This window comes from Stenotrophomonas sp. YJH_SMC_73, from assembly GCF_059370155.1.
In genome coordinates this window covers 136,685-158,399 of sequence record NZ_JCAFTJ010000006.1, presented here as the reverse complement: position 1 = coordinate 158,399, position 21,715 = coordinate 136,685, and the positions used below count along the sequence as shown (strand labels likewise).

Sequence of the window (21,715 nt, the reverse complement as noted above, 5' to 3'; positions counted from 1 at the left end):
GCCGCGAAGGCAGGCATGCGCCGACGCCGCAGCGCAGGCTGCGGTCATCCAGCGCCATGCCCACCGCACCGCGACCTGAGGCTTCCGGGCCGGTCTCCGGGCTTGCCGCCGGGTGGCGCGAGGCCACCGTCCAGGCGCCTTCCCATGCCTGCGGCACAGTGGCGTTGTTGCCTGGAACTGACGTGCTTACCGTTGCGGGGGCAGCGCCGGCCTGGCGTGGATTCACGCGTCACCGGCTTCCCGTTTCAACCTGCCGGCCGTGGCCGCAGGTCACCTGGAAGTGCGCGCAGTCTACGGCATCGCAGGCGGCCCGTAGCGTCGAGCGTACCCGACTGCCTTTGCTGTGCCCTTAGAATGGTCCCTCGATCCCGTGGTGCCGTTGCCGATGTCCGCCCGTTTTCCGCTGTTCCCGCGTTGCCTGTACAGGACGCACGCATGATCCTCGACCTGGTCCGCCATGCCGGCAACGGTCGCGATGAGTTCCTCGATGGCCGCAGCGATCCACCGCAGCTGGCCCGCCTGCCGCAGGAACTGGTCGACGCCTACGCTGCGCAGCCCTGGGAACGGGTGATCAGTTCGCCGCGGCTGCGCTCGCTGCACACGGCGATGGCCCTGGCCACCCCGCGCGGGCTGGACGTGGAAGCGGAGGAGGAATGGGAAGAGCTGGATTTCGGCGATTGGGACGGGCAGTCGCTGTTCGACCTGCCGGAGGATGCACTGGCGGTCTTCCATGCCGATCCGCATGCATTCCCACCGCCCAACGGTGAAAGCTGGGGCCACTTCGAGCGGCGTATCGCGCGCGCGCTGGATCGACTGCTCGATGATGACGACCCGGTGCCAACGCTGGTGGTCAGCCATGGCGGCCCGCTGCGCATGGTGCTGTCGCAGGTCTGCGGCCTGCCGATGTCGCTGTGCTGGGCACTGCGCATCGACCACGGCACGCGCCTGCGGGTACGGCTGGAACGTGGCGAAGCCGGGCTGGCAGGCGAGCTGCTGGAACTGCAGCAGCCGTAACCCATCGGTAGTGCCGGCCGCTGGCCGGCAGTCTCAGGAACGTTGAAAAGACCACGCAGTTGCCGGCCAGCGGCCGGCACTACCGGTGCAGTCAATCCTCGTCCGCATCCTCGGTCACGCTGTCTTCCGCGTCATCGTCGGCATCGAAGCGCTGCTCATGCACCGGACCCGACGCCGGGCCGGCCGCCTTCAGCGGATGCGCGGCGATGCGTGCTTCGTAATCCTGCACCAGCGCCTCACGCTGCGGCTCGCTCAGTTCCTGCCAGTGGCAGTCCAGCAGCGCGCCTTCCAGCGAGTACAGCAGGTTCAGGCTGGGCTTGAAGCCGGCGCGCTTGACCTTGACGAAGGCGCCGACTGCGCCGGTCGCAACCAGGTCCTCGCGGCTGCGCAGGCCGACCTGGCGCAGCCACGCTGCACTCTTGGGGCCGATGTTGCGCAGCTTCGGTGCGCTCATCCCAGCGCCTCGACGAACACGCGGGCGATGGCTTCCAGGCCGGCCTGGTCATCGGCATCGAAGCGGCCGATCTTCGGGCTGTCGATGTCGAACACGCCGATCAGTTCATCGCCGCGCAGCAGCGGCACCACCAGTTCCGAACGCGAGGCCGAATCGCAGGCGATATGGCCGGGGAAGGCATCGACGTCGTCCACGCGCTGGGTCACGCGCTGGCTGGCGGCGGCACCGCACACGCCCTTGTCCAGCGGGATGCGCACGCAGGCCGGCAGGCCCTGGAACGGGCCGACCACCAGCTCCGTGCCGTCGTACAGGTAGAAACCCACCCAGTTCAGGTCGGGCAGGGCGTGGTAGACCAGTGCGGAGAGGTTGGCCGCGTTGGCGATGCGGTCGGACTCGGCGTAGACCAGGCCACGGGCCTGTTCCAGCAGCTGGGCGTATTGTTCCGGCTTGCTGCCGGTAAGCGAGGCATTGGCGAACATGCCCGCAGTCTAGCAAGCGCGCCGGGCCGGCGATAATGCACGCTCTGTTGCCCTGTTGGAGCCTATCGATGCCGTTGCCCGCTACGCTGCCGCCCGCCCTGTTCATTACCGGCACCGATACGGAGATCGGCAAGACCGCGGCCAGCACCGCGCTGCTGCATGCGCTGCGCCGGCGCGGCCTGCGCGCGGTGGGCATGAAACCGGTGGCCAGCGGCAGCGAAGACCTGGGGCAGGGCCTGCGCAACGCAGACGCGCTGGCGCTGCAGGCGGCCAGCTGGCCGGTGCCGGACTATGCCGATCTGAACCCGTATGCGCTGCGGCAGCCGCTGGCACCGGAGCTGGCCGCTGCCGAGGACGGCGTGCGGGTGGAACTGGCGCCGATCGTGGCTGCGTTCGCGCGACTGCGCGCACAGGCCGACATCGTGGTGGTGGAAGGCGTCGGTGGGTGGCTGGCGCCGGTCTCGGCCACGCTGGACCAGCTGGACCTGGTGCGAGCACTGCAGTTGCCGGTGCTGCTGGTGGTGGGCATGCGGCTGGGCTGCGTCAACCATGCGCGGCTGACTGCGCAGTCGCTGCAGGCCAGCGGCGTGCAGTGCCTGGGCTGGATCGGCAACCACATCGACCCGGCGATGCAGCGCCAGGATGAGAACATCGCCACGTTGCAGCAGCGCCTGCCGATGCCGTGCTGGGGACGGCTGCCGCATCTGCCGGGTGCGGATGGCGAAGCGCTGAGCGCGCACCTGCTCGAGTGATCCTGGGTAGTGCCGACCGCTGGCCGGCAACCGCATCCACCCGGTGATCCCGATGTTGCCGGCCAGCGGCCGGCACTACCGTGCTGCGGCCGCCAGCTCCCGCGCGATCGCGCCCAGTCGTTCCACCGCGCCAATGAAGCGCGCATCCAGGGTCTGGCAGCACGACAGCCGCAGGCAGTGGCGGTATCGCGCGCCACGTGAATAGACCTGGCCGGGCATGAACACGATGTCCTCCTGCAGCGCTCGCTCGAACAGCTCGCGCGTATCCACGCCCGGCAGTTCCAGCCACAGCAGGAATCCGCCCTGCGGTTCGGTGGCGCGGGTGCCGGCCGGGAAGTGCTCGGCCACCAGCTGGCGCAGCCGTCCCACCTGTTCGCGGTACAGCCGGCGCATGCGATGCAGGTGGTGCTCGTAGCTGCCCGCTTCCAGATACGCCGCGACCGCGTCACCGAGCAGCTGCGGCTCGCCGCCGGTGGACTGGAATTTCAGCAGCGCGATGCGCTCGGCGAAGCGGCCGCCATCCAGCCAGCCGATGCGGTAATCCGGCGCCAGTGTCTTGGAGAAACCTCCGACCACCATCACCCAGCCGTCGCGATCGAAGGCCTTCAGCAGGGGCGCCGGCGGTTCGCAGAACTGCAGCTCGGCGTACACCGCGTCCTCGATCAGCGGCAGCTGCCGTGCGTTGACCAGCTCGGCCAGGCGCTGCTTGGCGGCGGTCGGCATGGTGCAGCCGAGCGGGTTGTGCACGGTCGGCATCACCACCAGTGCGGCCAGCGGTGTGTGCTGCAGCAGCGCGTCCAGCGCATCCACATCCAGTCCGTGCTGCGGATGGGTGGGCAGCTCGATGGCCTGCAGGCCGAGGTTGGCCAGCAACGGATACAGGTTGAAGTAGGACGGTGCCTCGATGCCGACCGCATCACCGGGCTGGGTGACCGCGCGCAGCGCCAGCTGCAGGCCCTCCATCGCACCATGGGTCAGCAGCAGGCGTTCGCTGTGGGTGTGCAGCCCCATGCGCGGGCCACGCCGCACGATCTGCGCCAGCAGCCGTGGCGAGCCGTTGGGGCGCGCGTAGGTCTCCACCGTCTGCTGGCCGTGGCGCAGCACCTGTGCGGTATGCCGGGCCAGCTGCGCGCCCGGATAGAACTGGCGCCCGCGCGGACCGGCAAAGGCCAGGTCGATCACACCGGGGCGGCGCTGTGCTTCCAGCACGCGGGCCATCAGCACCTGCTGCAGTGGTGCGGTGGGTGCGGACGGGGTATCACGCAGCGAACGCTCTGGCACCGACAAGCGCGGCGCCACCTCGAAGCCGGCTTTGGGCCGCGGAATGACCAGGCCGGCGTCCTCCAGCTGGCGATAGGCGGCAATCACCGTGTTCAGGCTGAGCCTGCGCTGCAGGGCCATCTGCCGCAGCGAAGGCAGGCGGCTGCCAACCGGAAGGCGTCCGCCGTGGATGGCCTCGGCCAGCTCGTCGGACAGCCGTTGGTAGCGGGGTGGGATCATCGCGCTCTGGTCATCTGTATCCATCGAATTTCCCACCATCTGGTGCTGTACCCATGATGATGGCGAGCCTAGCATGTCGTTGTCGGCCGGGCCTGATCGGGGCACGGCCGATACTTCCCAAACGCACGGCTGGATGGCCGTGCGTCTTTTTCTGTGTGTAGAGCCGAGCCCATGCTCGGCTGCACTTCCGCCAACAGCAGCCGAGCGTGGGCTCGGCTCTACAGAGAGCACCGCCGAGCGTCGGTCAGCCCAAGGGGGAATGCCGGCTACCGCATCGGCACCAGCACCGCCTCGCGCCGGTACAGCGCCGGGAACTGCTTGCCCAGCGCGGCCAGCTTCGGTGCGTCGTAGTAGCGGATGTAGGCCGCCTGCGGGTAGTTGGTCATGTAGTTCTGGTGGTAGCTCTCGGCCGGGTAGAAGCGCTGGCCGCTGACCAGCTGGGTGACGATCGGCGCGCGGTAGCTGCCGGCCTGGCCGAGCTGGGCGATGTAGGCGCGACTGGCAGCCTGCTGGCGCGCGTCGTCACTGAAGATCGCCGAGCGATACTGGCTGCCGTGGTCCGGCCCCTGCCGATTGAGCTGGGTCGGGTCGTGCACCACCGAGAAGAACACCTGCATCAGCTGCCCGTAGCTGACCTGGCGCGGGTCGTAGTTGATCTTCACTGCTTCGGCATGCCCGGTCTGGCCACCGCTGACGCGCTCATAACGCGCATTGGCCGCACTGCCACCGATGTAGCCGGACACGGCATTGCTCACGCCCTTGACGTGCTGGAACACGCCCTGCACGCCCCAGAAGCAACCACCGGCGAACACCACGCTGGCGTGGGGGGCGTCATCGCGGAACGCCGCATCGCCGGTGGGGGCCGGCAGTGCCTGGATCTGCGCGCTGGCTTCGATCGGCGCCGCAATCGCGCCGTGGTCAACCAGCAGCACACCGGCAATCAAGGCCGTGGCCACCAGGCCGGCCACACCGGCGGCGATGCCCTGTTCAAAGGAGAGTTTCATCATGTCCTCCCGGTTCAACCGAAGGTGAAGGCATAGGCCTGCACGCCCGCATCGAGGAACTCGATCTCGAAGCGATGCGGACCGACTGCGCCGCGCTGGCGGATCAGCTGGTACAGGCGGTGCTCGTCGACGACGCCACTGCCATCGGCACCAACATCACTGCCGGCATCGGTGGCGGGCAGCGCTTTGCCGTCCAGCCAGACGCGGAAACGCACTGGCCTGCCGTCCTCGCTCGGTGCCAGCACCAGGTGCAGGTCGCGCGCATGGAACTGGAAGGCGATGCGGCCGCCGGCCTGCTGCAGCTGTGCGGCCTCATCGGTGACGGTCCAGCGCCCGGACAGCCCCCACTGGTTCAACGCCAGGGTGGCCGGCAGCGTGTAGTCGAACGCGGCGTCGCTGCGCTGCCCGCCGGGCGAGGCGAACTGCTCGGCGCGGGCGTGTCCCAGGTAGGTTTCCGGCGAACGCAGGTTGCCCATGTCGGCCTGCACGGCCACGCCCTTCAGGCCGGCGGCAGCGGGATCGGCCGGTGGCGGCAGATTGGTCTGCCCGGCTTCGGTCAGCAGGCGACGGATCATCTGTTCCGAGCGCGCATAGTTGCCCTCGCCGAACTGGTGGCCGCGGATGTTGCCCTGCGCGTCGACGAAGTACTGCGCGGGCCAGTAGCGGTTGTTGAAGGCGCGCCAGATCGTGTACTGGTTGTCGAGCGCCACCGGGTACTCGACCTTCAGCTGCTGCACCGCTTTCATCACGTTGCGTGGGTCACGCTCGAAGGCGAACTCCGGCGTGTGCACGCCGACCACCACCAGGCCGTGGTCGCGGTAGCGTCGCTCCCATTCGTGCACGAACGGCATCGCGCGCAGGCAGTTGATGCAGGAATAGGTCCAGAAATCGACCAGAACCACCTTGCCGCGCAGCTGCTGTGCACTCAGCGGCGGGCTGTTGAGCCAGCCAGTGGCACCGTCCAGCGCGGGCAGCGTGCCCTCCACCGGCAGCGCTGCATCGGCACCGGCATTGGCGCCGGCCATCATCATCGGCGGTGCCGCCGGCTGCGCGCCGGGCGCTGCATCCAGCAGGCGTTGCTCGATACGGGCGGTGCTGACCGTGGACAAGCGGGTCAGCAGGCCGGTATCCCAGCCGAGGCCGATCGCCACGACGGCCAGCAGCGCGGCCACACCCAGCACCTTGCGAAGTACATCGCCGAGGCCGAGCCGCGCCTGCATCGCGCGGAACACCCGGCCGCCGATCCACACCGCCAGCGCCAATGCGGTGATCGCACCCAGTGCGTAGGCCAGCAGCAGCGCAGTGGTACCGACGCTGGCGCCATGCAGGGCGGCGCCGGTCAGCACCAGACCGAGGATCGGCCCGGCACACGGTGCCCACAGCAGGCCAGTGGCGATGCCGATCAGCAGCGAGGTCCACGCGCCGCCGTGCCCCGCGGCATCCGCCGCATCGGCGCGCGCACTCAGGCGGGCACCCATGCGCTGGAACGGCGCCAGCAGGTGGTCGGCCAGTCGTGGCCAGAGCAGGGCGACCGCGAACAACGCCATCAGCAGCAGGGCGACCCAGCGTCCGACCTGGTTGGCCTGTGCCACCCATTGGCTGCCCACCGCGGCCAGGCTGGCGACCACGGTGAAGGTGAGCGCCATGCCCAGCAGCAGCGGCAGCGTGCTGCGCAGGAACGGGCGATCGGCACGCGCGAACACGAACGGCAGCACCGGCAGGATGCAGGGGCTGAGCAGGGTCAGCGCGCCCCCCAGATAGGCAAGCAGCAACAGCAGCATCGTCAGGCTCCGGAAGCAGGGGAAGAACCGACCGGCACCCGCCAGCCGTCGGCAGTGCCATCCGTGGCGCCGGGAACGAACACCATCGCCGCACCGTTCATGCAGTAGCGCAGCCCGGTCGGGCGTGGCCCATCGTTGAACACATGGCCGAGATGGCCGCCGCAGCGGCGGCAATGCACCTCCACCCGCAGCATCCCGAAGGTGACGTCGCGGTCTTCGCCGATGGCGTTGTGCAGGGGGGCCCAGAAGCTGGGCCAGCCGGTGCCACTCTCGAACTTGGTGGACGAGGAGAACAGCGGCAGCGCACAGCCGGCGCAGGCGAAGGTGCCCTGCCGGTGTTCCTTGTTGAGCGGGCTGCTCCAGGGCCGTTCGGTGGCCTGCTGGCGCAGCACCGCGTACTGCGCTGGGGTCAGGCGCTGGCGCCAGTCGGCATCACTGTGCATGACCTCGAACTGTCGCGACGGGCGCGCTTCGGCGGCGGCCGGGGCGGCGCGGCTGCAGGCCCCCAGGCCGAACAGGCCGAACAGGCCGGCGGCGGTGGCGACACCGCCCAGGCCCAGCAGATGGCGGCGGGAGAGGGACATGGCGGACTCCGGGAAGGGGCGACGGGGCCATGCTGCGCCCGCCCGGGTCAACGAATCCTCACGCAGGATTCAATTTTTCGTGAGGTATCGGCGGCCGTCCCGCGCCACAATGCAGCCAGCCTCCCCACTGGCCCCGAGCTGCCGATGTCGACCAAACGCGTGCTGATCGTTGAAGACGATGCCCACATCGCCGACCTGCTGCGCATGCACCTGGGTGATGAGGGCTACAACGTCGCCCATGCCGCCAGCGGCGATGCCGGCCTGCGCCTGCTCGAGCAGGACGGCCCGTGGGATGCGCTGGTGCTGGACGTGATGCTGCCCGGCGTGGACGGGCTGCAGGTGTGCCAGCGCGCGCGCGCGATGGCGCGGTATGTCCCGATCATCATCATCAGCGCGCGCGGCAGTGAAACGCAGCGCATCGTCGGCCTGGAACTGGGCGCGGACGATTACCTGGCAAAACCCTTTTCGATGCCGGAACTGGTGGCACGGGTACGTGCGCTGCTGCGCCGCGCCGAGGCGATGGCGCAGAGCGCGCGCATCGATGCCGGCGCGATCGAGCTGGGTGGGCTGCAGCTCGATCCGGTCGCGCGCACCGCTTCGGTGGATGGCAACACGCTGGAACTGACCCCGCGCGAGTTCGACCTGCTGCTGTTCTTCGCCCGTCATCCGGACCAGGTGTTCGCACGCATGGAACTGCTCAACCAGGTCTGGGGCTACCAGCACGATGGCTATGAGCACACGGTCAACACCCACATCAACCGCTTGCGCAGCAAGATCGAACCCGACCCGGCCAACCCACGGCGGTTGCTGACGGTGTGGGGCCGCGGTTACAAGCTGGTCGACCCGGCCGGGGCGGCGGCATGATCAAGCCGAACCTGTGGCAGAAGCTGGCGGTGGTGACCGCCGCGCTGATGCTGATGTGCTGCATGGCGCTGCTGGCACTGCAGATGCGTGCCAACACCCGCCACGAGCAGGAAGTCGTGCAGCGGCTGTCGCTGGGCCTGGCCGAACACATCGCCCAGCGCAGCGAGCTGATGGACACCAGCGGCATGCGCGATGCCGCGGTGCGCGCGCTGTTCGGCCAGCTGATGGCGGTCAACCCCAGCGTCGAGGTCTACCTGCTGGACGACCAGGGCCGCATCCTCGGTCACGATGCACCCAGTGGACATCTGGTGCGCAACCGGGTGGATGTGGCGCCGTTGCGTCGCCTGCTGGCCGGTGCACCGTTGCCGATCCTCGGCGATGACCCGCGCAGCGCCGATGGCCGCAAGGTGTTCAGCGCTGCACCATTGATCGTGCAGGGCCGGCCGGCCGGCTATGTGTACGTGGTGCTGGTCGGCGAGCACCGGCAGATGCTCGCCGACGATCTTGCCGCCGGCAGCCAGTGGAACACCACGCTGTGGTCGGTGGTGCTGGTCGGCAGCCTCGGCCTGTTGGCCGGGCTGGTCGCGTTCTACTGGGTGACGCGTCCGTTGCGGCGGCTGACCCGGCGGATCCAGGCCTTTGATATCGATGCGCCGACGCCGCTGCCGCCGCCGGAGCCGCTGCGCGCTGGTGAGCGCGACGAACTGGTGATCCTGGAACATGCGCACGCGCAGATGGCGCAGCGGCTGGGCGAGCAGTGGCAGCAGCTGCGCCAGCAGGATCTGCAGCGCCGTGAACTGGTCGCCAACATCTCGCACGACCTGCGCACGCCGTTGTCGTCGCTGCACGGCTACCTGGAAACGCTGGCGTTGAAGGACGCCACGCTGTCACCGGACGAGCGCCGCCGCTATCTCGGCATTGCGCTGGCACAGAGCGCCAAGGTCGGCCGGCTGGCGCGCGCGCTGTTCGAACTGGCGCGGCTGGAGCACGGCGAAGTGCGGCTGGAGTGGGAAGTGTTCGCGCTGCCGGAGCTGCTGCAGGACGTGCTGCAGAAGTTCGAACTGGCGGCACAGGCGCGTGGCCAGCAGCTGCACGCGGCGTTTCCGCCCGGCCTGCCGCTGGTCCGTGCGGACCTGGGCCTGGTCGAGCGGGTGCTGACCAACCTGCTCGACAACGCGCTGCGCCATGCACCCGAGGGTGGCCAGATCGAGGTGCGCCTGCGCGCGACCGCCGACAGCGTGGAGGTCTGCGTCGCCGATGATGGCCCCGGGGTAGCCCCGGCGCTGCGTACCCAGCTGTTCCAGGCACCGGCCGCGCTCGGCGCGCGGCGTGGCGACAACGGCGGATTGGGCCTGTTGATCGTGCAGCGCATCGTGCAGTTGCATGGCCGCCGCATCGAACTGCGCGACAGCGAACGGGGCGCGCTGTTCGTGTTTGCCTTGCCGCGCGCGGAAACGGCGGTCTAGCAGGCTGCCTCGGCCTCCACGACACCGCCGGTTTCCAGCGGCAGGTGCAGGCGGATGCAGGCGCCGCCCAGCGCCGAATCGGTCACCTCGACCTGGCCGCCATGCTTGTCGGCCACCACCTGCACCAGCGCCAGCCCGAGGCCGAAGCCGGGGCTGCCCGGGTCCAGCCGCACATAGGGTTGCAGCACCTGGCCGCGCAGTTCCGGTGCGATGCCGGGGCCGTCGTCCTCCACCTGCAGGCACAGCCAGCCGTCATTGACCGTGCTGGCGATGCGGATCTGCCGACGCGCGTAACGCAGCGCATTGCCGAGCAGGTTGCGCAGCGCCAGTTCAAGCATGTGCCGGTTGACGTTGACCAGGCCCACCGGCGACAACGCCTGCTGCACCGGCATCGGCAACGGTGCGAACTGGGCCACCACGCCGCGCACCAGCGCCGCCAGCTGCAGGCGCTGGCGGGTCAGCTGATGGCAGCGGCCCAGTGCGGCGTATTCGACGCCGGCATCGGTGAGGTGCTGCAGCCGATCGACGTCGGTGCGCAGCCCGCCCAGCGCATCGCGCTGCACATCGTCGAGCGCGGTGTCTTCCAGGTCGGCCAGGCCGAAACGCATCCGTGCCAACGGCGTGCGCACCTCGTGCGCGACCGCCTGGGCCAGCACGCGCTGGCTTTCCAGCAGCTGCTGCAGCTGCTCGGCCATGTGGTTGAAGGCGTTGGCCAGCGGCCGCACCAGCGCGGTGCCGGCGCGCGGCGCACGCGTGTCCAGCTGGCCGTCGCGCATGCGGCGGGCCGCCTGGGCCAGCTGCGAGACGTCGCGCCACAGCCGGTACACCATCACGTACATCGGCAGTGCCACCGCTACCATCAGGATCAGCAGCAGGATCGCCACACCGGATACTTCGCTGTCCTGCCAGCCTTCGTCCGGCAGCGCCTCGTCCAACGGGCCCAGCATCACGGCGTAGTCGCTGTCGCCGATCCGCTGCAGGCTGCGCATGTGCTCCAGGTCGATCTGTACGCGGCCGTTGTTGAACGGCGGGCGCTGGCTGGCCGGCAGCGCCTTCACCGCCTCGGCCAGCGGCACCATGCGCAGCGCATAGGCGAAATCGGCGTCGAGTTCGCGCGCCAGTGCCGGCCACTGCTCGCGCGGGGTTTCGGCGAAGCGATGCTGCAGCAGCGCGTGCGTGCCGCGCATCTCGGCCTGCAGGCCGGCTTCGGTGCGGTCTTCCAGCAGGGCGTCCCAGGCCCACAGGCCCAGCACGATCAACAACAGGTGGGCGACCAGGAAACCGATGCCGTAGCGCAGGAAGTGGAAGGCGTGGCCGCGCATCGCCGACGGTGTGCGTTTCATCCCCATGCCGAGCGGCTGAACAGGTAGCCGCGGCCACGGACGGTCTTGATCCGTTCCGGCTGCTCCGGGTTGTCGCCCAGCTTGCGGCGCAGGCGCGAGATGCGGGCATCGATTGAGCGGTCCAGGCCATCGAAGGCGATGCCACGCAGGCCGCGCAGCAGCGCGTCGCGGTCCAGGATCTGGCCGGCATTGCTGGCCAGCAGGAACAGCAGGTCGAACTCGGCGGTGGTCAGCTCCAGCAGGCTGCCCTGCAGGTGCACGTTGCGGGTGGACGGGTCGATGCTCAGCTCGCCGAAGCGCAGGCTGCCGTCACGCGGTTCGACCCGGCGGTGGCGGCGCAGGTGGGCGCGCAGGCGGGCCAGCAGCACCCGCGGTTCGATGGGTTTGCCGATGTAATCGTCGGCCCCCAGTTCCAGGCCCAGCACCTGGTCGATGTTGTCGGTACGGGCGGTCAGCACGCAGATGATGCCGTCATAGTGGGGCCGGATCTGCCGACACACTTCGAAACCATCCTGGTCGGGCAGGCCCACATCGAGCAGCACCAGGGCCGGCTTCTCCGCCAGGATCCGGGCCACGGCGCGCTCGCCGCTGCGCTCGTGGGCCACCTGGTAGCCATGCCGTTGCAGGTAGTCGCTGACCATCGTTCCCAGGCGGGCATCGTCTTCGACCAGTACGATATCCAGCATTTCCAAGGCCTCCGTGGGCGCAAACGTACCGCCACGGCACGAGCGCGGCGATGCTATCCCAGCCTTCGGGCCGCCCGGGTCCCGGGGGCGGGCGCCATTCAGCCGGGGTTGCTGGCGCGCGGGCCGGGTCTCAGTCCCGGCAACAACTTGGCGGCCAGCATAGCCTGTTGCTGTTACAAAACGTTACCTTCGTGATACGGCTGGTGACGATCGCTGACAGCAAAGCGACTGACGCCGCGCGCCCCCGCGCCGAGCATGGAGTCTCCTCCGCTCCGCGTGCCGTCCCCATGTCGCCCGCCGCCCCCTGCCTGCCGAACCCGTCCCGCCGCTGCCAGTGCGGAGGCTTCCGATGAGCGGCGTGGTCGGGGCCTGGCTGCCGCCCGCCGAGGATGAGCAGCTGCTGCAGCAGCTGGCGCCGATGCTGCGCGCGCTGCAGCAGCGTGGGCGTGGCCGCATCGGCTACTGGACCGACGCCGAGGCCGGCCTCGCGCTGGGCCATTGCCGGGCGCCGACCGATACGCCGTTGCAGCCGCTGAGCTCGGACTGCGGTCGCTACGTGCTGTGCCTGGACGGCCGCCTGTACAACCGCGGCGACCTGCAGGCGCAGCTGCGCGATCTGCCCCGCAGTTGCAGCGATGCGCGGCTGCTGCTGCAGGCGATCGTCGAATGGGGCGTGCAGCGGGCGCTGTCGCGCATCGAAGGCGCCTTCGGTTTCAGCGTCTGGGACCGGGAGTCGCGCGTGCTGTGGCTGGCCCGTGATCCGGTGGGCGAGCGGCCGCTGTATTACGGCTGGTACCAGGGCCAGTTCCTGTTCGCCTCGGAGTTGAAGGCGCTGCAGGCCTTCGCCGGCTTCGCGCCGAGCATCGACCAGGATGCCCTGAGCCTGCTGCTGCGCCACGACTATGTGCCGGCGCCGCACACCATCTACCGTGGCATCCACAAACTGGTGGCGGGCGCGATGCTGCGTATCGATCTCAGCGACCATGCCGCGGGTTGCTCCAGCCAGGCCGCGCAGGGCGGCGCGCGTTACTGGTGCGCACGCGACGCGATGCAGAGTGCACTGCAGGAGCCGCTGCAGCCGGCGCCGAGCCTGGAACAGGCCACCGACCAGCTTGAAGCGGTACTGCAGAAGGCCATCGCTTCACGCATGCACTCGCCCCTGGCGTGCGGCGCGTTCCTGTCCGGCGGTACCGACTCCTCGCTGTTGACGGCGATGATGCAGGCACAATCGACCCTGCCGATCGAAGCGTGGACGGTCGGCTTCGACGATCCGGGGCATGACGAAAGCGACTGGGCGTCGCAGGTCGCGCGCCATCTGGGCGTGCAACACCACCTGCATCGCATGGACGCGCGCCAGGGCCTGGACCTGCTGCAGCGCCTGCCGCAGGTCTGGTGCGAGCCCTTCGCCGACGCCTCGCAGCTGCCGACGCTGCTGGCCAGTGAACTGCTGGGGGCGCGCAAGCCGGTGGCACTGACCGGTGACGGTGGCGATGAACTGTTCTTCGGGCATCCCAGCTATGGCCGCGCGCTGCGCAATGCGCGCCTGTGTGGTGGCCTGCCGGACTGGGTACGCGACCTGGCGCGGCGCAGCGGCAACCGCATGAACGTCGAGCGCGGCCGCCTCGGTGGTTGGCGCGCCCTGGTGGCCGAGGTGGCTGCCAATGATGTGGAAGGTCACTACCTGCAGCGCGTGACCCGCTGGCGGCAGCCGGCGCAGGTGGTGCTGGGTGCGCGTGAGCCGGTGACGATCTTCCAGCAGCAGGACACGGCGCTGCCGGCCGAGGCGCGCATCCAGCTGCTGGATTTCCGCATGGACCTGGCCGAGGGCATCCTGGCCAAGGTTGATCGTGCGGGCATGGCGGCGGGCGTTGAAACCCGTGCGCCGCTGCTGGACATGGAGGTGGTGCGCCTGGCCTGGCGGCTGCCGCAGCACCTGAAGTATCACGATGGGGAGCACAAGCGGATCCTCAAGCATCTGCTGGCACGCTATCTGCCGGAGCCGCTGGTGTATCGCCCCAAGCGCGGCTTCGGACCGCCGATGGCGCGCTGGTTGGCGGGCCCGCTGCGCGACTGGGCGGAGGCGCTGCTGGATCCGCAGCTGCTGCGCAATCAGGGCTGCTTCGATGTGGCGCGCGTGCGTGGTGTCTGGGAGGCGTTCCTGCGGGGCGAGCGCAAGTGGCACACACACCTGTGGAACGTGCTGATGTTCCAGGCGTGGCACCAGCACTGGCACGGTGGTCGCGGGCGCTGAGCCCTTCCTGCATCGCGTGCGGCGGGTTCATTCTGCGTGGCGCCGGGCGGAGGCCCTTGCGTACGAATGTCCTCCGGCGCCGGCCGTTGGCCGTCACCTCCCCCTTTACTTCGTACGCAAGGGCATCCGCCCTGCGTTCGGAGTTCGTCGGCGCCTCATTGAAGGCAGATTGTTCGCAGCCTTACCCACCGCAAGCCGAGCCTCGTCGGGGCGGGCAGGGGGTTGGGCAAAGTAGAGGAGGAGGGGACGGCCAACGGCCGGCGCCGGGGGACATTTGCCCAGGCCCCTGCCTGTCTCGGCGGGGCCCGTCAGTTCGCGGGGAATCGGGACGAAGACATGCGTGCGGCGGGTTCATTCTGCGTGGCGCCGGGCGGAGACCCTTGCGTACGAATGTCCCCCGGCGCCGGCCGTTGGCCGTCACCTCCCCCTTTACTTCGTACGCACGGGCCTCCGCCCGGCGTTCGGAGTTCGCCGGCGCCTCCTTGAAAGGCGGCCGCGAGCGCTGTGATCTCCTCGCCGGAAGCCGAGCCTCGTCGGGGCGGGCAGGGCCCATCGGTTCGCGGCGGATCAGGACGAAGACATGCGTGTGGCGGATGCATTCTGCGCGGCGCAGGGCGGAGACCCTTGCGTACGAATGTCCCCCGGCGCCGGCCGTTGGCCGTCGCCTCCTCCTTTACTTCGTACGCAAGGGCCTCCGCCCTGCGTTCGGAGTTTGTCGGCGCTTCCTTGAAAGGCGGCCGCGCGTGCTGCGCTCTCCTCACCGCACGCCGAGCCTCGTCGGGGCGGGCAGGGGTCTGGGCAAAGTAAAGGAGGAGGTGACGGCCAACGGCCGGCGCCGGGGGACATTTGCCCAGACCCCTGCCCGCCCCGGCGGGGCCCTTCAGCCTGCAGAGACGTCGCACGAAGACGCGCTTCGGTATCCAAACGACAAGCAAAAAAAGACCCGGCAGAGGGAGGGATCTGCCGGGTCCGGATTGCGTGGGGGGAGGGACCCACGCAATGAGTGTTGCGTCGCGTCAGTGGTTGTTCGCGTCCGCCGTTGATTCGTTGTAGCCCTGCACCAGCTCGGACCAAGCCTTGCTGGCCTGCAGGCCGAGACCGACCACGTCCTGCTGGGCCTGGCCCAGCCGCTGCAGGTTGTCCTGCCACAGCTGCGCGCCCTTGGAGAGCGTCCCGGCCGCATCCTCGCCGCGGGCCAGTTCACCCAGCCAGCCGCCGGTCGCAGTCAGGTTGCGCTCCATCACCTTCAGCTGCACGCCGAACATGCTTTCCGCGTTCTCCAACGCCAACCGGTTCGCGCGCGTTGCCGCGGCGGCGAGCTGGCGGGTGGCATCACTGAAGCGATCGCTGAAGGCGGCGGCCATGGGGGCGTCAGGGAGTGGCTTGATGCATTGCAGCATACGCCCTTGATGCGGCAATGCAACAAAAATAACAAAGGCGCCCAAGGCGCCTTTGAAACACCTTTCAGATCAATGGGTTGATCAGGCAGTGGGGCCGCGGTAACGGCACCCCGACGTGCAGGTTTCGTGCACGGTGATCTCGCTCAGCGCCGGCAGGCCGGGCTTGAGCTCGTTCCAGATCCACACCGCCAAGTTCTCGCTGGTCGGGTTCTCCAGGCCGGGGATGTCGTTGAGGTAGTGATGGTCCAGGCGATCGTAGATCGGCTGGAAGGCCGCCTTCACGTCACCGAAATCCATGATCCAGCCGGTCTGCGCACCCGGCTCGCCCTCGACCTTCAGTTCCACCCGGAACGAGTGGCCGTGCAGGCGCGCGCACTTGTGCCCCGGCGGTACGTTGGGGAGGCGGTGCGCCGCCTCAAGCATGAAGACTTTGAAGATTTCCATGGCGCAATTGTACGCCGCAGGTGGCCGGCCATCCTGAGCGGATGCCGGGCTTTCGTGAAGTAACTCTTTCCATCCGGATGAAGAGATGATAGTTTCTCTTATATCCGTATGAAGAGATGTTATTGGCCGGACCCGGGCCAGGCATGGACTACTGCGGAACTTCATCGCCCTTACCACCTCCCCCACATCGTCATGCCCAAGCACACCCTGCTCGTGGCGGCCCTGGCCGTCGCTCTGGCCGCGCCTTTGTCTGCCGCCGCCGAAACCTCCGCCGACGCCAGTGGCGAAGCCAGCACCCTGGCCGCCGTGCGTGTCACCGGTTCCAACATCAAGCGCACCGATACCGAGGCCTCCAACCCGGTGCAGGTGATCGGCCGCCAGCAGCTGGAACAGACCGGCAAGGCCACCGTGGCCGATGTGCTGCGTTCGATCTCGGCCAACACCGGCAACGCCAGCAACGAAACCACCAACAACGGCTGGGCCTCCGGCTCGGCCGGCATCGGCCTGCGCGGCCTGTCGCAGAAGAACACGCTGGTGCTGCTCAACGGCCGCCGCCTGGCCAACTACGGCTTCCCGGCCGGTGGCCTGTCCGATACGTTCGTTGATCTCAACGCGCTGCCGCTGGTCGCGGTCGAGCGCATCGAAGTGCTCAAGGACGGCGCCTCGGCGGTGTACGGCTCCGACGCCGTGGCCGGCGTGGTCAACATCATCACCCGGCAGAACTTCGAAGGCGCCGAGATCGGCGGCAGCTTCGGCGGTGCCGACCAGGGCGGCCTGCACGAGCAGAACCTGAAGTTCGTCGGCGGCCTTGGTGATCTCGACACCGATGGCTACAACATCCTCTTCAGCCTGCAGGGTTACAACCGCGAACGTCTGGACCAGGACGAACGCAACCTGACCAAGAGCGGCATCTACACCGACAAGCCCGGTGGCCGCTGGAACGGCTGGTCGGCCAAGGGCGCGCGCTACCTGGTCAACGGCGTGTCGGTGCCGATGCTCGACGCCAACGGCAACTGCCCGGTCGGTACCACCCGCGTCGCCAGCGCGCCGATCGACGGCCTGGCCGGCGACACCTGCGGCTTCAACCAGGCCCCGTTCACCACGCTGATCCCCTCGACCAAGCGCTACCAGGCCTATGCCAACGGTACCTTCCGCCTGAACGACAACGTCGAAGCCTTCGGCGAAGTGCTGTACAGCCAGATCAAGAGTGCCGCGTGGTTCGGCAGCAGCCCGTTCTTCACCCTGGAGAGCGGCCGCTTCGCATTGAACGCCAACAGTGGCCTGGCCGAACCGGTGTCGTCGCTGCTGCCGGCCAACAATCCGTACAACCCGTACGGCCGTGCGATCCCGATCGAATACACCTTCTTCGACCTCGGCGGCACGATCAAGACCAACCGTTCCACCGCCTATCGCGGCGTGTTCGGCCTGCGTGGCACCACTGCGAACTGGGACTGGGAAGTGGCTGCATTCGGCGCACGCAGCAGCGAGCGTGAGAGCGTGTCCGGCGGCTTCGCCAATCGCTGGGCGCTGGCCGATGCGCTGGCCACCGGCAGCTACAACCTGCTGAATCCGGCGGCCACGCCGCAGTCGGTACGTGATTCGATCAACATCGCCACGCTGCGCCCGGCCGAGTCCAAGCTGCAGGGCGTCGACGCGAAGATTTCCGGCAGCCTGGGCCACACCTGGGCCGGCGAGATCGGCTTCGCCGCCGGTGCCGAGTGGCGCCGCGAGAAGCTCGATTCCAACAACCCGTGGCAGATCGATGCCGGCCTGCAGGTGCGCCCGGCCATCGCCGAAGTACATGGCCAGCGCCAGGTCAGTGCCGCCTACGCCGAAGTGAACGTGCCGCTGGCCTCGACCCTGGAACTGTCCGCCGCCGCGCGTGCCGATCACTACGATGATTTCGGCGATGCGTTCTCGCCGAAGATCGGCCTGCGCTGGCAGCCGCTCGATTTCCTGCTGGTGCGTGCCTCGGCGTCGAAGGGCTTCCGTGCACCGTCGCTGTCGGAGAACTCCAACAGCACCAGCATCGCCTACGGCAGCGTGGCCGACCCGCGTGATCCGGACGTGCCGGGCTCGCGCCAGAATCCGACCTTCTTCACCGTCGGCAACAACGCACTGAAGCCCGAGCGCACCAAGAGCGTGAACTTCGGCGTGGTGCTGTCGCCATGGGCCAACACCAACCTGAGCGTGGACTACTACCGCATCCAGCTGGACAACCTGGTCGGCACCAACAACACCCAGACCTTGGTCAACGACAACGTGGCCGGCGCCGTGCAGCGCGACGAGCGCGGCAAGCTGCAGGCCGTCTACAACCGCTACCAGAACCTGAGCGAGCTGAAGACATCAGGCATCGACGTCGAGCTGCGCCAGCGCATTCCGACCGCTGCGCTCGGCGACTTCACCGTGTCCTCCGCCTACACCCACGTGCGCGACTACCGTCGCCCGACCGTGGTCGGCGGCCCGCTGGTCGACTACGCCGGCAGCAACCTCGGCGCGACCCTGCCCAAGGACAAGGCCACCACCACCCTGGACTGGAAATACGGCGACTTCAACGCCGCGGTGACCTGGTACTACACCAGCAGCTACCGCCAGGAGGCCAGCACCGCCGCCAAGGCCGTGCAGCAGCGCGTCGGCAGCTACAGCCAGTACGACCTGTACCTGGCCTACACCGGCATCGACAAGCTGACGGTGTACGCCAAGGTGCAGAACCTGGCCGACAGGACGCCGCCGTACGATGCCTCGTTCCCGGGCATCCGCGCGCCGTACGACTTCAGCCAGTACGACCTGCGCGGCCGCTACTTCACGCTGGGCTTCGACTACCGCTTCTGATCCACCCGCTGCGACCGGTCTCCCCAAGGGACCGGTCGCGCGACCGCCTGCCGTTGTGTTCCAGGGGAGTCACTGTGTCCTTGCATCGTCGTGCCGTTCTTCCGTTGCTGCTTGCCGCCGCCACCGCACTGTTCCAGCCGCAGCCGGTACAGGCACAGAGCACCTACTTCTTTCCGCAGGCTGCCGATGCAGCGGCGTTCGATACCGCCGTGCCCACGCCGGAGCAGTTCCTCGGCTATCCGATCGGCAGCCGTTACACCCGGCACGACCAGCTGGTGGCGTACTTCCAGGAACTGGCCCGGCGCTCGGACAGGATCAGCGTGCGCGAGATCGGCCGCAGCTATGAGGGCCGCCCGCTGTTGATCGCCACTGTCACTGCCGCAGGCAACCACGCGCGGTTGGAACAGATCCGCCAGCAGCACGCGACCCTGGCCGATCCGGCGCAGCCGCGCAGTGCGGCGGGCGACAGCCCGGTGGTGGTGTGGCTGGGATACAGCGTGCATGGCAACGAGACCTCCAGTGCCGAGGCGGCGATGCTGACGGCTTACTACCTGGTGGCCAACCGCAGCGCCGAAACCCAGCAGTGGCTGCAGCAGGCGGTGGTGCTGTTCGACCCGGCGCAGAATCCGGACGGTCGCGATCGTGCCGCCAACTGGCACAACGCGTGGGCCTCCGATCCGGCCTCGGCCGACCCGGCCGACAAGGAGCACGTCGAACCGTTCCCGCAAGGGCGCACCAACCACTACTTCACCGATCTCAACCGCGACTGGCTGGCCCTGACCCAGCAGGACTCGCGGCCGAAGGTGGAGGTGTTCCACCAGTGGTACCCGAACGTGCAGATCGACTTCCACGAAATGGGCAAGGACAGCACCTACTACTTCGAGCCCTCGCCGAAGAGCATGCACAGTCCGCTGATTCCCGCGGCGTCGTACGAATTCAACAAGACCCTGGCCCGGTACCACGCGCAGGCGCTGGATGCGCTGGGCTCGCTGTACTACACCGGCGAGAACTTCGACAACTTCTCGCCGGTATACGGCTCGACCTACCCGGACTTCCATGGTGCCGTCGGCGTGACCGTCGAACAGGCCAGCTCGCGCGGCCGCGTGCAGGAATCGGTGAATGGCCTGCTGACGTTCCCGTTCACCATCCGCAACCAGGTCGCCACCGGGCTGGGCACCGTGCGCGGCGCAGTAACCGAGCGCAGCGGCCTGTTCGACCTGCAGAAGCAGTTCTTCCAGAGCGCGCTGAAGCAGGCCGCACAGCAGCCGGTGAAGAGCTTCGTGTTCGGTGATGCGCATGATCCGGCACTGACCCGCCGCCTGCTGGAACTGTTGCTGCTGCATCGCATCGACGTGCGCGCGCTGGATCGTGCCGTCACTGTCGATGGCCAGCGCTTCGATGCCGGCAGCGCCTACGTTGTGCCGGTCCAACAGGCGCAGTTCCGCCTGGTGCATTCGATCTTTGCCGAGACGCCGCCGATCAAGGGTGATGTGTTCTACGGCAGCACCAGCTATGCAATCGCACCGGCCTACGGCGTGGCCTTCGCCGGTAGCCGCAGCCGTATCGAAGGCGGTGCACGCGTGACCGCGCTGCCGGCGGCGCAGGGCGCGGTGCTGGGCAGCCAGGCCGGATTCGCCTACGCGATCGACTGGCGCGACTACAACGCCGGGCGCGCGCTGGCCGCACTGCAGGGCAAGGGCGTGAGCGCACGTGCGGCATTCCAGCCGTTCACCACCGCGACCGCGCAGGGCGAGGTCAGCTTCGCCGCCGGCAGCCTGGTGATTCCGGTGGCCGGGCAATCGCTGCAGGGCGCAGCGCTGCTTGAGGCAGTGACGTCGGCCGCGCGCGAGGCGGGTGTGCAGGTGCACGCATTGCCCAGCGGCCGCAGCCGCGAAGGCATCGACCTCGGCAGTGACGGCGTCAAGGCGCTGCGCAAACCCACGGTCGCGCTGGTGATGGGCGAGGGCGTGGCCGCCACCGAGATCGGTTCGGCGTGGTTCCTGCTCGACCAGCAGCTGCACCTGCCTGCCAGCAAGCTGGACCCGCAGCAGCTGGGCAAGGTGCCGCTGGACCGCTACACCACGATCGTGCTGTCCGGCGGCACCTACACCGGCATCGATGCCACGGCGGTGGCCGCACTGAAGCGCTGGGTGCAGGCCGGAGGTTCACTGGTGACCTACGGCAGCGCCTCGAAGTGGGCGATCGAACAGAAGCTGGCCGACGGCGAGAAGCTCGGCAAGGAAGAAGAGACTGCCGACGAGAGCCGCCGTGCGTTCGGCGACCAGCGCGACATCGCCGCGATCGAGCGGGTCAGCGGCAACATCCTCAGTGCCGACGTGGATACCAGCCATCCGTTGGCGTTCGGCGTGCCGCGCCGGCAACTGGCGATCAACAAGGAAAACACGGTGACGCTGCAGCCGAGTGCGAACCCGTTCTCGACGGTGGTACGCATCGACACGCCGCCGCGGGTGAACGGTTACTTGTCCGAGCGCAACCGCACGCGGGTGGCGGGCAGCGCGTGGCTGCTGGTGTCGGCGCAGGGGCAGGGTAACGTGGTGCTGTTCGCCGATGATCCGGCGCATCGCAAGTACTGGCATGGCACGGACCGGCTGCTGATCAACGCGATCTTCTTCGGGAATCTGGTAAATCCGGCGAAAGCGCGGGGTTGAGGTGTTTGGCGCCGAGTTTCTGTTGTGCTTGGGAGGCAGGGGGCCTCAGCCAGGACACGCCGTAAACCCATCCATGGGGGCTCGATGGCGCCATCCTTGGCGCCAACGGTCCTGGCTGAGGCCCCCTGCCTCCCATGACAGTTTCCTGCGGGCGCGGACGCATCAGACCCCAAGGCGGGAGCAAGGGCAAAT

17 protein-coding genes and 1 riboswitch are annotated in these 21,715 nt (G+C 68.5%); of the genes, 7 read left to right on the top strand and 10 right to left on the bottom strand.

Annotation, left to right across the window (positions count from 1 at the left end; all coding sequences use genetic code 11):
• Positions 1–70: 70 nt before the first annotated feature.
• A riboswitch (cobalamin riboswitch) is annotated at positions 71–293 on the bottom strand.
• 142 nt (positions 294–435) lie between these two features.
• Entirely contained in the window at positions 436–1,014 is a 579-nt protein-coding gene (locus tag AC5P8R_RS11740) for a histidine phosphatase family protein (RefSeq protein ID WP_495223434.1), read from the top strand.
• Positions 1,015–1,105: 91 nt separating this feature from the next.
• Here the strand turns inward: AC5P8R_RS11740 and AC5P8R_RS11735 are convergent, their stop codons facing one another.
• Both AC5P8R_RS11735 and AC5P8R_RS11730 read right to left on the bottom strand, forming a co-directional pair.
• Positions 1,106–1,468 carry a TfoX/Sxy family protein gene (locus tag AC5P8R_RS11735; protein WP_014645820.1) on the bottom strand — a complete coding sequence of 121 codons (363 nt, stop codon included), beginning with the start codon at positions 1,466–1,468 and terminating at the stop codon, positions 1,106–1,108.
• A complete protein-coding gene (locus AC5P8R_RS11730) occupies positions 1,465–1,947 on the bottom strand; it encodes a GAF domain-containing protein (protein ID WP_014645821.1) in 483 nt (160 codons plus the stop codon). Before AC5P8R_RS11730 ends, AC5P8R_RS11735 begins: the two co-directional genes overlap by 4 nt.
• 68 nt (positions 1,948–2,015) lie before the next feature.
• On the opposite strand from AC5P8R_RS11730, the gene bioD reads away from it, so the two are divergent.
• Positions 2,016–2,699, top strand: coding sequence for a dethiobiotin synthase (gene bioD / locus AC5P8R_RS11725; RefSeq protein ID WP_169412562.1), 684 nt, complete (start codon positions 2,016–2,018; stop codon positions 2,697–2,699).
• Between the two features lie 75 nt (positions 2,700–2,774).
• Here the strand turns inward: bioD and AC5P8R_RS11720 are convergent, their stop codons facing one another.
• From AC5P8R_RS11720 to msrB, 4 genes are all read right to left on the bottom strand, one after another.
• Positions 2,775–4,223, bottom strand: coding sequence for an aminotransferase-like domain-containing protein (locus tag AC5P8R_RS11720; protein ID WP_014645822.1), 1,449 nt, complete (start codon positions 4,221–4,223; stop codon positions 2,775–2,777).
• Positions 4,224–4,465: 242 nt separating this feature from the next.
• Positions 4,466–5,203: a peptide-methionine (S)-S-oxide reductase MsrA gene (gene msrA, locus AC5P8R_RS11715; protein WP_262088263.1), complete on the bottom strand. Its 738-nt coding sequence runs from the start codon at positions 5,201–5,203 to the stop codon at positions 4,466–4,468.
• 14 nt (positions 5,204–5,217) lie between these two features.
• Positions 5,218–6,984, bottom strand: coding sequence for a cytochrome c biogenesis protein DipZ (locus AC5P8R_RS11710; protein WP_495223433.1), 1,767 nt, complete (start codon positions 6,982–6,984; stop codon positions 5,218–5,220).
• Positions 6,985–6,986: 2 nt separating this feature from the next.
• Positions 6,987–7,568: a peptide-methionine (R)-S-oxide reductase MsrB gene (msrB, locus tag AC5P8R_RS11705; RefSeq protein WP_262088261.1), complete on the bottom strand. Its 582-nt coding sequence runs from the start codon at positions 7,566–7,568 to the stop codon at positions 6,987–6,989.
• A gap of 144 nt (positions 7,569–7,712) precedes the next feature.
• Between msrB and AC5P8R_RS11700 the strand changes: the two genes are divergently transcribed.
• Positions 7,713–8,432, top strand: coding sequence for a response regulator transcription factor (locus AC5P8R_RS11700; RefSeq protein WP_262088260.1), 720 nt, complete (start codon positions 7,713–7,715; stop codon positions 8,430–8,432).
• Entirely contained in the window at positions 8,429–9,898 is a 1,470-nt protein-coding gene (locus AC5P8R_RS11695; protein WP_032959213.1) for a sensor histidine kinase, read from the top strand. The genes AC5P8R_RS11700 and AC5P8R_RS11695 overlap by 4 nt, the downstream gene beginning before the upstream one ends.
• Here the strand turns inward: AC5P8R_RS11695 and AC5P8R_RS11690 are convergent.
• Both AC5P8R_RS11690 and AC5P8R_RS11685 read right to left on the bottom strand, forming a co-directional pair.
• Complete coding sequence (locus AC5P8R_RS11690) at positions 9,895–11,241, bottom strand: ATP-binding protein (RefSeq protein ID WP_032959211.1); 1,347 nt, start codon at positions 11,239–11,241, stop codon at positions 9,895–9,897. The two genes, AC5P8R_RS11695 and AC5P8R_RS11690, sit on opposite strands and share 4 nt — an antisense overlap.
• Complete coding sequence (locus tag AC5P8R_RS11685) at positions 11,238–11,927, bottom strand: winged helix-turn-helix domain-containing protein (protein WP_014645829.1); 690 nt, start codon at positions 11,925–11,927, stop codon at positions 11,238–11,240. The genes AC5P8R_RS11690 and AC5P8R_RS11685 overlap by 4 nt, the downstream gene beginning before the upstream one ends.
• 349 nt (positions 11,928–12,276) lie before the next feature.
• Here AC5P8R_RS11685 and asnB point away from each other — a divergent pair, with 349 nt between their 5' ends.
• A complete protein-coding gene (gene asnB / locus AC5P8R_RS11680; protein WP_495223432.1) occupies positions 12,277–14,178 on the top strand; it encodes an asparagine synthase (glutamine-hydrolyzing) in 1,902 nt (633 codons plus the stop codon).
• A 1,016-nt stretch (positions 14,179–15,194) separates the two neighbouring features.
• Here asnB and AC5P8R_RS11675 read toward each other — a convergent pair.
• Both AC5P8R_RS11675 and queD read right to left on the bottom strand, forming a co-directional pair.
• Positions 15,195–15,542 (bottom strand): phasin family protein, encoded by a 348-nt coding sequence (locus tag AC5P8R_RS11675; RefSeq protein WP_014035870.1) that lies wholly within the window; start codon positions 15,540–15,542, stop codon positions 15,195–15,197.
• Between the two features lie 117 nt (positions 15,543–15,659).
• A complete protein-coding gene (queD, locus tag AC5P8R_RS11670; protein ID WP_014645831.1) occupies positions 15,660–16,022 on the bottom strand; it encodes a 6-carboxytetrahydropterin synthase QueD in 363 nt (120 codons plus the stop codon).
• 192 nt (positions 16,023–16,214) lie between these two features.
• On the opposite strand from queD, the gene AC5P8R_RS11665 reads away from it, so the two are divergent.
• Together AC5P8R_RS11665 and AC5P8R_RS11660 are read left to right on the top strand one after the other, a co-directional pair.
• Positions 16,215–18,854, top strand: coding sequence for a TonB-dependent receptor (locus tag AC5P8R_RS11665; RefSeq protein WP_495223431.1), 2,640 nt, complete (start codon positions 16,215–16,217; stop codon positions 18,852–18,854).
• Positions 18,855–18,928: 74 nt separating this feature from the next.
• Positions 18,929–21,523 carry a M14 family zinc carboxypeptidase gene (locus AC5P8R_RS11660; RefSeq protein WP_495223430.1) on the top strand — a complete coding sequence of 865 codons (2,595 nt, stop codon included), beginning with the start codon at positions 18,929–18,931 and terminating at the stop codon, positions 21,521–21,523.
• Positions 21,524–21,715 lie beyond the last annotated feature (192 nt).